This window comes from Burkholderia sp. S171 (genome assembly GCF_009766085.1).
In the GTDB taxonomy this organism is placed as follows: domain Bacteria; phylum Pseudomonadota; class Gammaproteobacteria; order Burkholderiales; family Burkholderiaceae; genus Caballeronia.
Genome location: NZ_LMUF01000023.1, coordinates 37834 through 52355 on the forward strand (window position 1 = coordinate 37834; position 14522 = coordinate 52355).

Sequence of the window (14522 nt, forward strand, 5' to 3'; positions counted from 1 at the left end):
TATGGAAGGGATGCTGATCGACGTCGTGATTTTTTTGGCAGCGGCGCTCATCGCCGTCCCTCTGTCCGTGCGGCTGGGGTTTGGCTCTGTGCTCGGCTATCTGCTCGCGGGTGTGGCGATCGGCCCGTGGGTGCTCAGGCTCGTCACTGATGTAGACGCGATCCTCCACTTCGCTGAACTGGGAATAGTATTGATGATGTTCGTGATCGGCCTCGAAATGCAGGTCGAAAAGCTATGGGCCATACGCCGTACGATCTTCGGCTACGGCGGAGCGCAGATGGCCCTGTGCGCGTTGGTCCTGACAGCAACGTTCCTGGTTTTCGGCTCGCCGTGGCGCGTTGCGCTGACCGGCGGCCTTGCACTGGCGTTGTCGTCTACCGCGATGGTGATCGCTGAACTCCAGACACACAAGCTGATGGATACGCCGGCCGGCCGGGCAGGATTTGGCATCCTGCTGTTTCAGGACATGGCCGCGATTCCGCTGATTGCGCTTCTGCCGCTGCTGGGACCGGCGGTGGCCAATGCCGCCGCCGAACCAGGCTGGCTTGTCACATTGAAAGCGCTGGCGATGCTCGCGGCAGTCGTGCTCGCCGGACGCTTCCTATTGCGTTTTTTGCTTCGAGTGATCAAGCGGACCGGCGTGCCCGAGGTGTTCACCGCCTTTGCCTTGCTCTGGGTGATCGGGATTGCGCTGCTCATGCAGAGCGTCCATTTATCGATGTCTCTCGGTGCGTTCGTCGCCGGCATGTTGCTTGCAGATTCGGAATATCGCCATGAGATCGAGATCGATATGGCGCCGTTCAAGGGCTTGTTGCTGGGCTTGTTCTTCATTGCGGTGGGGATGTCGATCGACTTCGGCGTGCTGGCGCGGGAACCCATGCTGGTCGCTGCGCTGGTGGTGGTGCTCGTGGGCATCAAGACGGTTGCGCTGTGGCTGCTCGCAGGCCGCTTCGAAGTCCCGGCCGGTCAACGTACCTACTTCGCAGTGCTGCTGTCACAAGGCGGGGAATTTGCGTTCGTGGTGCTGGCGGCATCATTGGCGGCGAACGTGATCGACCAACGCTTGTCGTCGCTCGTGACCCTGGTGGTCACATTGTCGATGGTCACGACACCGCTTCTGCTACTCATCCATCAGCGACTCCGGATACCGTCCGTTCGCGAGAATCCGGACACTTAGGGTGCGTCGCACGAGTGACATACAGGCCTTGCGACGTCAAGCCTCATTCGTACCGGAGCCACCGCCCGCAACATGCAGTGACACGAGTCGCGCAAGCACGATCGCCGGATAAAGCTGTCCGATCAACGCCTCGAGAATCGCAAGCGACCGCGCTGCGTGGGCGACCGGCGTGATGTCGCCATAGCCCAATGTGGTAAGCGTGACGAAGCTGAAGTAGATCCAGGATGAGCGATCCAGTGAATCACTGTCGTCCGTCTTTCCGGCGTAGGCTCCCGGTACATGGATGTTGATAAGTTGATACGCCTCCGCCCAGACAACCCCGATCAATACGTAAAGCGCGATGGCGCCCAGGATCCGGTCGAACGTCACCACGCCGGCGCCAAAGACCTTGATGCCGATCACCAGGCAAAGAATGGCAAGCGAAAAGAGCGCGGTCTCATCACGCAGCCCGGGCGTCTTTCCCGGCGGATAGAACCATCCTGTCCAGCGCACCAGGATCGCTACGCCTGCGACCAGCGCGATCGCCACGAACAGCCGATGATGGTCCGATACTGTCGCTACGCCGCTTATCAGGATCATTGAGAGGAGCACGTCTCTCACTATTTGCGCGAAGACGCTGCCCGGTGCGATGGTAAAGGGCACGACGAACACGTTAAGCGCGAGTAGCACCAGGAGCGCCACCATGCTGCCGATGCGCAGTTGTACGCTCCGATCACGCCACCGTTGCGCGTATGCCATCTCGCTTCACTCCTGCCTCATGTGTCTGACGATGGTCAGTGGCCGCTTTCAAACGACATTGAAAACCGGTATCAATGACTCCGCCGGTGCACTATCATCATGTCTGGAAGAAACGCTGCGCCCGAATGAACACACCACTCGGCGCCGGCTTTGGCCTTCACGAGTTGATGCGCAGACAACGGACCGGGTATTGTGATCGGCAACGTGATTCGCAAGGGGACCGACGGCATTGCCGACTTCCTTAAACTGGAATCGGCGGGCGGTTTGCTGCTCGTGGCCGCAGCCGCACTCGCGCTGGTCTTCAGCAACTCCCCGTTTCGACACGCGTACGACGACCTGCTGAAAATCCCTGTACAGATAAGCTTCGGATCATTCGCGGTGGCGAAGCCGCTTCTACTGTGGATCAACGACGGTTTGATGGCCATCTTCTTCCTCCTGGTCGGACTGGAGGTCAAGCGCGAGGTGATTGAAGGTGAACTGTCTACGCCTGCGCAGATAGTGCTGCCTGTCGTTGCCGGGTTGGGCGGAATGGTCGTGCCGGCACTCATCTATTTCATTTTCAACCGCGGAAATGGCGCGGCCTTGAATGGCTGGGCGATTCCCACGGCCACGGACATTGCGTTTGCGCTCGGCGTTCTTTCCCTGCTCGGCAAGCGGGTCCCGGTGTCGCTCAAGATATTCCTGACCGCAGTGGCAATCGCGGACGATTTGGGCGCGATCGTCATCATTGCGCTGTTTTATACCGCTGAGCTTTCCATCGCAATGCTTTTTTTGGCGGCCGTGGCCATAGCGGTTCTGATCGCCTTGAACCTGCGGAAAGTCACGCGAATTGCGCCTTACATGATCGTTGGCGTGATCTTGTGGGTATTCGTTCTGAAGTCGGGTGTTCACGCCACGCTCGCAGGCGTGGCGATCGCTTTCGCGGTGCCGTTGAAAACGAAAAACGCACAAGGCACTGCTCCGCTCCACCAACTTGAACACAGTCTCCACCCCTGGGTGGCCTTTGGCGTGTTGCCGGTCTTCGCTTTTGCGAACGCGGGCGTCTCGTTCGCCGGCGTGACGCTGAGCGCGCTGGCACAGCCACTACCCCTCGGCATTGCCGTGGGCCTTTTTGCTGGAAAGCTCTGCGGCGTTTGCGGGGCAAGCGCCATATTGATTCGGCTCGGCCTGGCCAAGCTTCCAGAGGACGCCAGTTGGCTCCAACTGATTGGTATTGCCGCGCTGTGTGGCGTCGGTTTCACCATGAGCCTGTTCATCGGCTCACTCGCTTTCGACAGCCCCGACTATTTCACGCCGCTCCGGTTGGGCGTGATCGCGGGTTCTACGCTATCGGGTGTGACCGGTTATCTGTTGCTCAGGTTCGCGCCGGGTCATTCCAGGTTGACCCCATCGCGCATGGAAAACTAATCGGTCTCTCGACAGGAGAAGCGCATCGTGACCCTCGACACCCTGGAAACGCTGATGGCCGCTTCCCTCGTTCTTTTGCTGGGGCGCATGATCCTCGCCAGGACCGCGATACTGCGGACCTACAGTATTCCCGAGCCGGTTGTCGGCGGACTGCTGGTCGCCGTCCTGGCGTTCGCGTTACGCGCGGTTTTTAAACTCGACGTACGTTTTGACACAACGCTGCAAACGCCGCTGATGCTCACGTTCTTCGCCACGATCGGTCTCAATGCGGATCTGGCAGGGCTGAAAGCCGGCGGGCGTTCGCTGATTATGTTTCTCGGCGCTGTAGTGGGCTTGCTGGTGATGCAGGATGCGCTGGGTCTGGTCCTTGCCTGGGCGTTGGGACAAGAGCGTCTCCTGGGCCTGCTCGGGGCGTCTGTCACCCTCTCCGGCGGTCATGGCACCGGTGCCGCTTGGGCGAAGGTGTTCGCGGAACGTCACGGGCTCGCGTCAGCGACGGAGATTGCCATTGCCTGCGCGACGTTCGGCTTGATACTCGGGGGATTGATCGGTGGTCCGGTCGCGCGTTTTCTGATTACACGCCACAGCCTGGTCCCAAATCCGGAATCCAACGCCGCCGGCCTGAGCGGTTTTGAGCAACCCAAGGCTGTTCGCCCGATCACGGCGATGGCTGTCATCGAGACAATAGCGCTGATTGCCGTTTGCCTCGCGGTCGGCTCGGCGCTTGCAGTATGGCTGGCAGGCACGGCACTCGAGTTACCCGCGTTCGTGTGCGTCCTGTTCGTCGGCGTTGTTCTGCGTAACGGTCTCGCCTTGCGTGGCTGGTATCAGGTCTTCGAGGACGAAGTGTCGCTCCTTGGGAATGTCAGCCTCGGACTGTTCCTGGCGATCGCGCTGATGAGCCTGCGCCTGGGGGACCTGGCCTCGCTTGCGCTGCCGCTCTTCGCCATCCTGATCGTGCAGGCGATCGCCATGGCCGCCTACGCCATCTTCGTCACCTTCCGGGTCATGGGGCGCAACTATGACGCCGCGGTGCTGGCTGCCGGGCATTGTGGTTTCGGCCTTGGGGCTACGCCGACGGCGATCGCCAACATGCAGGCCATCACGGAGCGGTTTGGCCCTTCGCATCTGGCCTTTCTGGTGGTGCCCATGGTAGGCGCGTTCTTTATCGACATTGCGAACGCGATCGTCATCAAGTTGTTTCTGCTGCTGCCCATTTACGGATAAAGTCAATGAACACACGACACGTAGCGCCTATGCGAATCGTAGTAAGTGCTCACTCGACCGTTTTCAAGGTTGACTACCTTGTGGAAGCCCTTGCCTGCGAAGGTGTGTGACCAATAGGTGCTGCTACCGCCCCATCCATAGAGACCACCCGGATAACGCGGATCATCTTTTGCTGCGACGATCGCGTATTGGCCTCCCGGTGCAGAATTGTTGGCAGTGTTCCCGTAAACGAACAGCGCAGTCAGCTCTTCGACCGTCGGTAGCCGCATATGACGCTTCGCACAGTGATACAGCGCGTCGTGGTAGTCGTACTGCATCATTCGCGCCCCGTTGAACGAATCCTGGGTGCGCTTGTTCGCGCGCGGGATTTTCTTCTCCCACGCAAAGGGGTTCGTTACGGGGCGGCTAAAACAGGTTTGGTCGCGGGAGAACGTGGTCGTGCTGTCGCCTGTCGTTGGATAGGTTCCCGTCGGATAGGTCCCTTTAGGCATGCAGATTTCTTCCGCGGTTACCATTGCGGTCGCTCGTGCCGCCGTAGGCAAAAGACTCGAACTGAGAACGGCTACTGCAATCAACAATGCGCGCGACAGTGCATATTTCGGATCCCACTTTTCGCTGGCGTAAGTCATGGCAGTCCGATGGTTGTGTTCGTGATAGGCCAAGGGCGCACGACTGGGATGGTGTCACAAACCCCGGCCGTGCCAAGCGGTGTCCTTAGCCTAAAAAGACTCATAGACGTTTGCATATCAAGGTTTCAAGCTAAGCCTCGAAAAGGAGGAAGTAAACATATTTTTATTGGAGCAATCGGCTAAGGACCACTATTGAAATGCTAATAATAGATCCTCGCCGTGCGAACGGCGGCGCCAGTCAGGTTGTCGCGTTCACGGACCGATCAAGACCGGTTTATTGTCTCGCAAGGCCGACCGTTTTGCTTTTCGTGGTGCGGGTCAATTTGCGTATTTTGCAGCATGCTCGTGAACCTGAGATATAGGTGCTCGCAGATTAAAAATCTGCTGCGCTCCGCGCGGACAGGGCATTGGGCCCGAGTACCGGTGTCGTAAAATCGTATGTCCTTTTTCAGGAGACACGCGTGGGCTTGAAGCGCGGAAGATCGAGTCGATTCCATTTGCCGCGTCGAACGCGTTCACCGTGGCACGCGCCGCGTGCGCGAACGTTGTTCATGCGGCCCACGGCTTCCCCACAACGCGTGCTGCTGCTTCGCTTTTGCCTTGTGATCGGATTGTGCGTGCTTGCCTTTGTCGTGGTGTATATCGATCGAGAAGGGCTGCGCGATGCGACCAAGCCGACGCTCGGCGTGATCGACCTGATGTATTTCACCATGGTCACCGTTGCAACAGTTGGCTATGGCGACATAGTGCCCGTTACAGCTCGTGCGCGCCTGATCGTCACATTCCTCGTCATGCCGATACGTATCACCATCTGGTTTGTCTTTCTAGGCACAGCGTATCAATTCGTCGTTCAACGTGTGATTGAGGAGCTTCACATGAAACGCCTGCAAAAGCGGTTGCAGGACCACGTCGTTGTGTGTGGCTTTGGACTCACTGGCTCGGTCGCGGTTCGTGAGTTACTTGAAAGCGGCGTGAATTCCAATTCGATCATTGTGATCGACCAGCAGCAATCGGTGCTCGAATCGGCCACGGCGCTGGGCGTTGCAGGTCTGCTCGGCGACCCGTCGCGCGAAGACATCTTGCAACAGGCGGGGATTCGTTCTGCGAAGGCCGTCATAGTCGCGGTCGCCGATGACCCGACCGCGATATTGCTCACGTTAAGCATTCGCAGCATTGCACCAGAAACAAAAATTGTCGTGCGGATTCAGGAGCATGTATTCCAACGGCAATTACGGCAAGCGGGTGCGGACGTGATTGTGTCGTCGACCAAGATCGGCGGACTGCTTCTGGCTGACGCCGTGGAAAGCCGGTATATCGTTCCGTTCGTCAACGACCTGTTGTCGGCGCGTGGACGCGTCACGCTACTGGAGCGGCCCGCCGCACCGCGGGAAGTCGGTCAGGCGACGAATGCGGTAACGGGCATGCTCATCGTCGGGCTGGTCCACGACGGCCGTATGTTCTCGTTCTATGAGGACGCGGCGCGCACAATTGAAGAGGGCGATGTACTGATTGTGATGGAGTCCACGCGTGCGCCGCGGACCGAACAAACTTGAGAGCCGTTTTGGGAACAGCCACGTTGCATTGAGATCAGGAATGCGTCGTGGAACCACCATCGTGTTGATACCGGTATTCCTGCGTAAGACCGCCATACCCATAGACGGCTGCGCGGCGTCAACGAAGGTGTTTTGATCCTTCGTCATACGAACAGAAGGAACAAGACCGGTCAGGGAGTGACGACCGTGTTTCACCAACGGCGGGTTGGCAGCAGACAACGCCGCACCCGCAAGCCGGCTTTTGCGTTTCTCGTCCCTCTCTCCGGCAACCGTGTGCAAAAAGCAAATCGATTGCCAGTGGCAAGGGCGAGTGATCAGCCGAGCGCGTAGCGTTCGAGCCAATGCGCGTAAGGCGCGGGCAGCGTCCACGAAGGACGCGCAATGCCGAGCTTTTTCGCGGCGTAGTACGGCCAGTGAGGATCGGCCAGATTGGCCCGTCCCACCATCACGAGGTCGAGCTGGCCTTCGCGGATTGCGGTATCGGCGAGTTCCGGCGTATCGATTCCCCACGCCGAAGAGACGGGCAATTGCGCCTCGCGCCGCACCCGTTGAGCAATAGGCGCGAGGAACGCGGGCGCCCATGGGATCTTGGCGGTCGGCGTGGAGAAACCCACGCTGACGCTGAGCATGTCCAGCCCTTCACGCTTGAAATTTTTCGTGAGCTCAATGGATTCCGCGAGGGTTTCCTCATCACGGCCGTCATATTCAATCACGCCAAAACGAGCCGTCAGCGGCAGGTGCTCAGGCCATACTTTGCGCACGGCAGCGAGCGTCTCCAGCATGAAACGGCAGCGGTTTTCGAGGCTCCCGCCGTACGCATCGTCGCGTTGATTGGAGTGCGTCGAGAAAAAGCTTTGACCGAGATAGCCGTGGGCGAAGTGCAGTTCCAGCCATTCAAAACCGGCATCGAGTGCTCGTTTTGCAGCTGCCACAAAATCCTGGCGCACGCGGGCGATATCGTCGAGTGTCATCGCTTCGGGCACCTTGGGCAGGTTAGCTCCGTAGGCGATGGCCGAGGGCGCGATGGTTTGCCAGCCGCGTGCATCGTCTTCGGCGATATGGTCGTCGCCTTCCCACGGCCGGTTGGCGCTGGCTTTCCGGCCCGCGTGGGCGATCTGGATTCCCGGCACCGAGCCTGCCGCCTTGATCGACGCAACGACGGGTACAAAAGCCTGTGCCTGCTCGTCATTCCAGATGCCCGTGCAGCCCGGGGTAATGCGGCCTTCAGGCGACACGGCCGTCGCTTCTACGATAACCAGGCCGGCGCCACCGCGTGCCAGACCCGCCAGATGCACGTGGTGCCAGTCGTTGATCAGGCCATCGATAGCGGAGTACTGGCACATTGGCGGGATCGCGATGCGATTGCGCAAAGAGATGTCTTTGAGCTTGAACGGTTCGAATAATGTGGGCATCAGGCAGGCTCCGTGGGATGATCTAGTTCGATAGTTCGATATAATTCGAACTATCGATTATCACAGAAACCAGTACCATCTGCAGTATGCGCATATATAACCATCCTGGCCCCGAGGGTTTCACCCTCCAGCGGATCTTCAGCGCCTTGAGCGACCCGGTGCGTCTCGACATCGTGCGGCATTTGTCGCATGTCTCCGAAGCCACCTGCGGAGAGCTCGACGGCGGCCGCCCGAAATCAAGCATGTCCCACCACTTTCGCATCTTGCGCGAGGCGGGGCTCGTTCAAACGCGTGTGGCCGGCACGGTTCATCAAAACACGTTGCGACGTGCTGAACTCGACAGCAGGTTCCCGGGACTCATGGACGCGATTCTCAACCAGGCTCCCTGAGAACCGCGCTGATCACTTCGCTGGCTCAACCGACCGTGCGCACTTTTAAGGCGGCGGATGCGTGAGCTCGCTCGTAGCGGTATGAATCGCGGCCGCGCTTGCAGATTGAAATCTATAACTTGAAAGGAATGATCGATGGCCCGACTGTTTCCCGATGCGCTCACCACGCTTGCTGTCGACTCGCTGCTTGCCGCCGGCGCATTGCCCGCGATTGCGGAATCAACCGCCCGTGCGCTTGTTTATGCTGACCTGCGCGGGTTGTCGTCGCATGGGGTCTCGCGTCTGCCGATGTATTGCGCGCAACTCCGGAATGGCCGCGTTGATCCGTTGGCGCAACCGGTCATCGTCTCGGATCGCGGTGCGGCCGTGCTCGTCGACGGCGCGGATGGACTCGCTTATCCCGCCTGCGATCTCGCGATCAGCACGTTGATCGAACGCGCGCGGCAGTTCGGCAGCGCGGTGGCGGGCGTCAGGCGCAGCCATCATTTCGGCGTTGGCGCCGCGCATCTGCAGGCGCTGGGCGCGGCGGGCATGGTCGGCCTCGCGTTCAGCAACTCGCCTGCGGCCATGCCCGCGTGGGGCGGTCGGCGGGCGCTGTTCGGCACCAATCCCATCGCCGCCGTCTTCCCGCGTCGTCACGCGGAACCGCTGGTGATCGACCTCGCGCTTTCGCAGATTGCGCGCGGCAAGGTTGCCATTGCCGCCCGTGACGGCAAGCCAATTCCGGAAGGCTGGGCGACCACCCGCGACGGCCAGCCGACGACCGATGCCCGTGCTGCCCTCGACGGCATGATGCTGCCGTTCGGCGGGGCGAAGGGTGCGATGCTGGCATTGGTCGTCGAGTTGCTGGCAGCAGCGCTGACCGGCGCGAACTTCGGTTACGAAGCCGGTTCGTTCCTGACGGAGGAGGGCGAACGTTCGCGCATCGGCCATTTATTCTGGGCGATCGATCCAGGCGCACTGGCCGGCGACGACACCTATCTTTCACGCGTGGAAACACTGATTGAAATGATGCTCATGGACGACGATGTCCGGCTTCCCGGTTACAGAAGAGAACGTCTTGCCGACGCGTCGGAGCAGGAAGGTGTCGATATTCCCGATACGTTGATCGCACAATTGAAGGCAAGTTGAAACCATCAGCGTAGCGGATAGTTCCTCTCGCAAATCACGATTTCCCGTGGCGACTGGCGGCGATTAGGATGGTCAGGATCGGATCAGTACCGCCTGGACATACCGGAAGCCGCAAGGGAGACCCAGCATGGAACATCACGCCCGCACGCAAGATGAGCGGCTTGAGATCAAGACAACCACTTGTTACATGTGTGCTTGTCGCTGTGGCATTCGCGTGCATTTGCGCGAAGGCGAAGTGCGTTATATCGATGGCAACCCGGAACACCCGCTCAATCAGGGCGTGATCTGCGCGAAGGGCGCGTCCGGCATCATGAAGCAATATTCGCCCGCTCGCCTCACGCAGCCGTTGATGCGCAAGGCGGACGCCGAGCGTGGCAGCGCGCAGTTCGAACCGGTGTCGTGGGAAGTCGCATTCGATGTCCTCGAGAAGCGCCTTGCCGGGATCCGCGCTACCGATCCAAAGAAGTTCGCGCTTTTTACGGGCCGCGATCAGATGCAGGCGCTGACAGGCCTCTTCGCCAAACAGTTCGGTACGCCTAACTATGCAGCTCACGGCGGCTTTTGTTCAGCGAACATGGCGGCCGGCATGATCTACACGATCGGCGGCTCGTTCTGGGAATTCGGCGGTCCCGATCTCGACAGCGCCAAGCTGTTCTTCATGATCGGCACGGCGGAAGATCATCATTCAAATCCGCTGAAGATCGCCATCTCGAAGTTCAAGCGCGGGGGCGGACGCTTTATCGCGATCAATCCGATCCGCACCGGTTACGCCGCCATTGCCGACGAATGGGTTCCGATCAAGCCCGGCACCGACGGCGCGCTATTCATGGCGTTTCTCCATGAGCTGATTGCAGCCGACGCCTGGGACCACGAGTTCGTGCGGCGCTATACGAACGCGGCCGACCTTATCGACCTGAACGAACAGAGTGAGAACTTCGGCCTGTTCGTGAGCGATCCCGATACACCTGCCGGTAATCCGCTGTTTCCGCAAAATCATGCGTGGTGGGACGCTGAAACGGCGCGCGCCGTACCGTATCATTCACCCGGCGTGACGCCCGCACTCGATGGCCGCTATACGCTCGAGGACGGCACGCCGGTTGCGCCGTCGTTCACGCTGCTGCGCGAGCGCGTGGCGGATTGCACGCCCGAGTGGGCGGCTGATATTACTGGCATTCCCGCCGGCACCATTCGTCGCCTCGCGCAGGAGATGATCCAGACGAGCCGCGATCACCGGATTACGCTGCCCATTCGATGGACCGACGCGTGGGGCGAGACGCACGAAACCGTGACCGGCAACCCCGTCGCGTTTCACGCCATGCGCGGGCTTGCAGCGCATTCCAACGGCTTCCAGTCGATCCGCGCACTCGCGGTGCTGATGTCGCTGCTGGGCACGATCGACCGGCCGGGCGGCTTTCGACATAAATCGCCGTTTCCGCGTGCCGTGCCGCCGTCGGCGAAACCGCCTAACAGTCCCGACGCCGTCAAGCCGAACACACCGCTTGCAAGCGGACCGCTGGGCTGGCCTGCGGCGCCGGAAGATCTGTTCATCGATGAAAACGGTGGCCCCGTTCGCATTGATAAAGCGTTCTCGTGGGAGTACCCGCTTGCCGTGCATGGTGTGATGCATAGCGTGATCACCAACGCGTGGCGAGGGGACCCGTACCCCATCGACACGTTGATGATCTTCATGGCCAACATGGCGTGGAACTCGTCGATGAATACGACGAAGGTGCGCGAGATGCTTGTCGACAAACACGCGAACGGTGACTACAAGATTCCGTTTCTCGTGGTGTGCGACGCGTTCCAGTCAGAGATGACGGCGTTCGCCGATCTCATCTTGCCGGACACGACTTACCTTGAGCGCCACGACGCGATGTCGATGCTCGATCGCCCGATCTCCGAATTCGACGGTCCAGCCGATTCCGTACGCGTGCCAGTCGTGCCGCCTTCGGGGCAGTGCAAGCCGTTCCAGGAAGTGCTGATCGAACTCGCGTCGCGTTTGAAGTTCCCGGCCTTTACCACGGCCGAAGGCAAGCGGCGCTTTCGTGATTACCCTGACTTCGTGGTCAATTTCACGACGACGCCCGATTCCGGGGTGGGTTTCCTGATTGGATGGCGTGGCAAGGACGGAGATAAGGCGCTGGTCGGCGAGCCGAATCCGAAGCAGTGGGAGCAGTACGCAAAGAACAACTGCGTGTTCCATCACGTGATGCCGGAAGACCTGCAGTACATGCGCAACTGCAACGGGCCGTATCTGGACTGGGCGGTGAAAAACGGGTTTCGCAAGTTTCGCGAACCTATCGTCATCCAGCTTTACTCCGATGTCATGCAGAAGTTTCGTCTCGCCGCGCAAGGGAGAACAAAAGGCAGGCAGCCTCCTGATCACTTGCGCGAGCGCGTCGAAAAATACTTCGATCCGCTGCCGTTCTGGTACGCGCCGCTTGAAAGCAACTCGACCGATCTTGAGCGCTTCCCGCTGGCCGCGGTAACACAACGACCGATGGCGATGTATCACTCATGGGACTCGCAGAATGCGTGGCTGCGTCAGATCCATGGCGAGAATTATCTATACATGAATCCGTTGATGGCGGCTGAAAACGGCATTGCGGACGGTGGCTGGATTTACGTTGAGTCGCAGTGGGGCCGCGTGCGCTGCATGGCTCGCTTCAGTGAAACGGTCGAGCCCGGAACGGTATGGACCTGGAATGCGATCGGCAAGGCATCGGGTGCATGGAATCTTGGCCCGAACGCGAGTGAATCGCAACGTGGGTTCCTGCTCAATCACCTGATAACCGATGAACTGCCCGGCGCGGACAAAGCGGACGAAGCCGCCGGACGTGTCTCGAACTCGGACCCGGTGACGGGGCAGGCCGCGTGGTACGACGTGCGTGTGCGGATCTATCCAGCGGAGGCCGACGCGCAGCACACGCTGCCGCAGTTCGACGCCATGCGTGCGCTGCCGGGCTCGAATGGCGTGATATCGCGGATCGTCCAGACCTACTTCGCGGGGCAAGGCGAATTTGCGGCACGGCTGCGCGGGGCGGTAGGGCGTAAGTAGTGATTCCAAGAGTGACTCCAAGAGTGACGCTAAGAAGCAAGGGGACATGCAATGACTCAGATGGCGCTGGTGATCGACCTGAACGTGTGCGTGGGATGCCACGCTTGCGTGACGAGTTGCAAGGAGTGGAACACATCGGGCGAGTCGGGCAGTCTTGCCGACCTGAATCCCTACGACGCCGATCCGTCCGGCACGTTTTTCAATCGTGTCCAGAGCTTTGAGGCGGGCAGTTATCCGAACGCCGAGACCATCCATTTTCCGAAGTCGTGCCTGCACTGCGAGGACCCGCCGTGCGTGCCGGTGTGTCCAACCGGTGCGAGCTATAAGCGCAAGGAAGACGGGCTCGTGCTGGTGGACTTCGATAAATGCATCGGCTGCAAGTACTGCGCGTGGGCGTGCCCGTACGGCGCACGCGAACTGGATGAAGAGCGCAAGGAGATGACGAAGTGCACGTTGTGCGTGGATCGTATCCATGACGAAAACCTCTCCGAGCGAGATCGGCAACCGGCATGCGTGCTCGCGTGTCCGACCTCCGCACGATTGTTCGGGGACATCCACGATCCCGAATCCGTGGTATCGAAGGCGATCAAGGAGCGCGGCGGTTATCAGTTGATGCCTGAATGGGACACGAAACCCGCGAACCATTATTTGCCGCGCAAGATGACGTCGGCTTCGGGTTGTGGGGAAGGCGGTTGCTCGTGCAAGACGGGTTCGGCTGAGTCCATGCCGCAAACCGTGGACGCGCAACTTGAGCGTGGCCAATTGAATCTTGCGTCGGTCGCGACGCGCATCTAAAGGACTCCGCAATGAACCCCGCTTTCTCAGTCGTCTTCCTCACTACTCTAAGCGGCGCTGCGCAGGGCCTGTTGATCGCGCTCGTCGGCGTGGAGACGGCAGCGCATCTTGGTCTTCTCGCAGCGCCGCCAACGGCGTTCTATGTCACGGGTGCCGCGTTGTCAGTCGCACTTGGCGGGCTTGGACTCATCGCTTCGTTCTTCCATCTCGGGCATCCTGAACGCGCGTGGCGAGCGGTTGCCATGTGGCGGACCTCGTGGTTATCGCGTGAATGCCTTTGCCTGCCGGCGTTTCTTGCGTGCGCGTTTTTCTACGGCGTCGCGCACTGGTTCGCCTCGCCATGGTCGCTCGCGTTGGGGGCGCTGGGTGTGCTCGCGAGCGCTGCGCTGTTCGTGTGCTCGGCCATGATCTATGCATGCCTGCGTTTCCTGCAGGAGTGGGCCACGCCGCTTACCTTGGCTAACTTCGTTCTGCTCGGCTGCGCGTCCGGGTTCACGGCGGTCACTGCGTTGAGTGCGTGGTTCGCGCCTTCACTGACCGCCGGCCTTGCCGCCTGCGCGTGCGCGCTGACGCTTGCCGGTTGCGCGAGCCGGTCGGCATCGCTTGTACGCAATGCGCGACTGCGGCCGAAGTCCACCGTGCAGAGCGCAACCGGTATCAAGAACGCCAAGGTCGTGCAGGTATCACGCGGTTTCACGGCCGGCGCATTCAACCTGCGCGAGTTCTTTCACGGTAAATCGGCAGGCACGCTGCGTGGGGTCAAGTGGGGATTTCTCGCGACGGCGTTCGTGGCACCCATTGTGCTGATGGCGTTGGGCGCTGGCGTGCATTCAATCGGCGTCTCGGTCGTCCTGCTGGGCGCGGCGTGTCTCGTGCAGTACGCCGGCCTCGTGGCGGAACGATGGTTCTTCTTCGCCGAGGCGAAGCATCCGCAGAACCTTTATTACGCACGAGTGGGATGACGCCTGGCTTGGCGTCGCGGTCGTACGTCGCCTGAGATCACTAC

Annotated in this window: 12 protein-coding genes; 9 read left to right on the forward strand and 3 right to left on the reverse strand. The window is 60.2% G+C overall.

The window, feature by feature from the left end:
* Position 1 precedes the first annotated feature (1 nt).
* The gene (locus GSQ93_RS11590; protein ID WP_158935786.1) at positions 2-1177 is read left to right on the forward strand and encodes a monovalent cation:proton antiporter-2 (CPA2) family protein; all 1176 of its coding nucleotides are present in this window, start codon (positions 2-4) and stop codon (positions 1175-1177) included.
* A gap of 36 nt (positions 1178-1213) precedes the next feature.
* Here the strand turns inward: GSQ93_RS11590 and GSQ93_RS11595 are convergent, their stop codons facing one another.
* Positions 1214-1915: a potassium channel family protein gene (locus GSQ93_RS11595; RefSeq protein ID WP_158935787.1), complete on the reverse strand. Its 702-nt coding sequence runs from the start codon at positions 1913-1915 to the stop codon at positions 1214-1216.
* 189 nt (positions 1916-2104) lie between these two features.
* On the opposite strand from GSQ93_RS11595, the gene nhaA reads away from it, so the two are divergent.
* Both nhaA and gltS read left to right on the forward strand, forming a co-directional pair.
* Positions 2105-3322: a Na+/H+ antiporter NhaA gene (nhaA, locus tag GSQ93_RS11600; RefSeq protein ID WP_158935854.1), complete on the forward strand. Its 1218-nt coding sequence runs from the start codon at positions 2105-2107 to the stop codon at positions 3320-3322.
* 24 nt (positions 3323-3346) lie between these two features.
* Positions 3347-4549 (forward strand): sodium/glutamate symporter, encoded by a 1203-nt coding sequence (gene gltS / locus GSQ93_RS11605; RefSeq protein ID WP_158935855.1) that lies wholly within the window; start codon positions 3347-3349, stop codon positions 4547-4549.
* 2 nt (positions 4550-4551) lie between these two features.
* Here gltS and GSQ93_RS11610 read toward each other — a convergent pair whose 3' ends face one another.
* The gene (locus GSQ93_RS11610) at positions 4552-5178 is read right to left on the reverse strand and encodes a hypothetical protein (RefSeq protein ID WP_158935788.1); all 627 of its coding nucleotides are present in this window, start codon (positions 5176-5178) and stop codon (positions 4552-4554) included.
* Between the two features lie 461 nt (positions 5179-5639).
* On the opposite strand from GSQ93_RS11610, the gene GSQ93_RS11615 reads away from it, so the two are divergent.
* A complete protein-coding gene (locus GSQ93_RS11615) occupies positions 5640-6731 on the forward strand; it encodes a TrkA family potassium uptake protein (RefSeq protein ID WP_254073847.1) in 1092 nt (363 codons plus the stop codon).
* Positions 6732-7045: 314 nt separating this feature from the next.
* Here GSQ93_RS11615 and GSQ93_RS11620 read toward each other — a convergent pair whose 3' ends face one another.
* The gene (locus GSQ93_RS11620) at positions 7046-8143 is read right to left on the reverse strand and encodes an NADH:flavin oxidoreductase/NADH oxidase (RefSeq protein WP_158935790.1); all 1098 of its coding nucleotides are present in this window, start codon (positions 8141-8143) and stop codon (positions 7046-7048) included.
* Between the two features lie 86 nt (positions 8144-8229).
* Between GSQ93_RS11620 and GSQ93_RS11625 the strand changes: the two genes are divergently transcribed.
* From GSQ93_RS11625 to GSQ93_RS11645, 5 genes are all read left to right on the forward strand, one after another.
* On the forward strand, positions 8230-8532 hold the full coding sequence (locus tag GSQ93_RS11625; RefSeq protein ID WP_158935791.1) for a helix-turn-helix transcriptional regulator: 303 nt from the start codon (positions 8230-8232) through the stop codon (positions 8530-8532).
* 135 nt (positions 8533-8667) lie between these two features.
* Positions 8668-9663, forward strand: a complete 996-nt coding sequence (locus tag GSQ93_RS11630) for an Ldh family oxidoreductase (protein WP_158935792.1) — start codon at positions 8668-8670, stop codon at positions 9661-9663.
* A 127-nt stretch (positions 9664-9790) separates the two neighbouring features.
* Complete coding sequence (locus GSQ93_RS11635) at positions 9791-12721, forward strand: molybdopterin-dependent oxidoreductase (RefSeq protein WP_158935793.1); 2931 nt, start codon at positions 9791-9793, stop codon at positions 12719-12721.
* Between the two features lie 51 nt (positions 12722-12772).
* Positions 12773-13516 carry a 4Fe-4S dicluster domain-containing protein gene (locus GSQ93_RS11640; protein ID WP_158935794.1) on the forward strand — a complete coding sequence of 248 codons (744 nt, stop codon included), beginning with the start codon at positions 12773-12775 and terminating at the stop codon, positions 13514-13516.
* Positions 13517-13527: 11 nt separating this feature from the next.
* The gene (locus GSQ93_RS11645) at positions 13528-14478 is read left to right on the forward strand and encodes a DmsC/YnfH family molybdoenzyme membrane anchor subunit (RefSeq protein ID WP_158935795.1); all 951 of its coding nucleotides are present in this window, start codon (positions 13528-13530) and stop codon (positions 14476-14478) included.
* Positions 14479-14522 lie beyond the last annotated feature (44 nt).

What these genes read in the sequence shown, in the direction of transcription:
- GSQ93_RS11590 (WP_158935786.1), top strand. Translation starts at nt 2, where the DNA reads ATGGAAGGGATGCTGATCGACGTCGTGATTTTTTTGGCAGCGGCGCTC.
- GSQ93_RS11595 (WP_158935787.1), bottom strand. Translation starts at nt 1,915, where the DNA reads ATGGCATACGCGCAACGGTGGCGTGATCGGAGCGTACAACTGCGCATC.
- GSQ93_RS11610 (WP_158935788.1), bottom strand. Translation starts at nt 5,178, where the DNA reads ATGACTTACGCCAGCGAAAAGTGGGATCCGAAATATGCACTGTCGCGC.
- GSQ93_RS11620 (WP_158935790.1), bottom strand. Translation starts at nt 8,143, where the DNA reads ATGCCCACATTATTCGAACCGTTCAAGCTCAAAGACATCTCTTTGCGC.
- GSQ93_RS11625 (WP_158935791.1), top strand. Translation starts at nt 8,230, where the DNA reads ATGCGCATATATAACCATCCTGGCCCCGAGGGTTTCACCCTCCAGCGG.
- GSQ93_RS11630 (WP_158935792.1), top strand. Translation starts at nt 8,668, where the DNA reads ATGGCCCGACTGTTTCCCGATGCGCTCACCACGCTTGCTGTCGACTCG.
- GSQ93_RS11635 (WP_158935793.1), top strand. Translation starts at nt 9,791, where the DNA reads ATGGAACATCACGCCCGCACGCAAGATGAGCGGCTTGAGATCAAGACA.
- GSQ93_RS11640 (WP_158935794.1), top strand. Translation starts at nt 12,773, where the DNA reads ATGACTCAGATGGCGCTGGTGATCGACCTGAACGTGTGCGTGGGATGC.
- GSQ93_RS11645 (WP_158935795.1), top strand. Translation starts at nt 13,528, where the DNA reads ATGAACCCCGCTTTCTCAGTCGTCTTCCTCACTACTCTAAGCGGCGCT.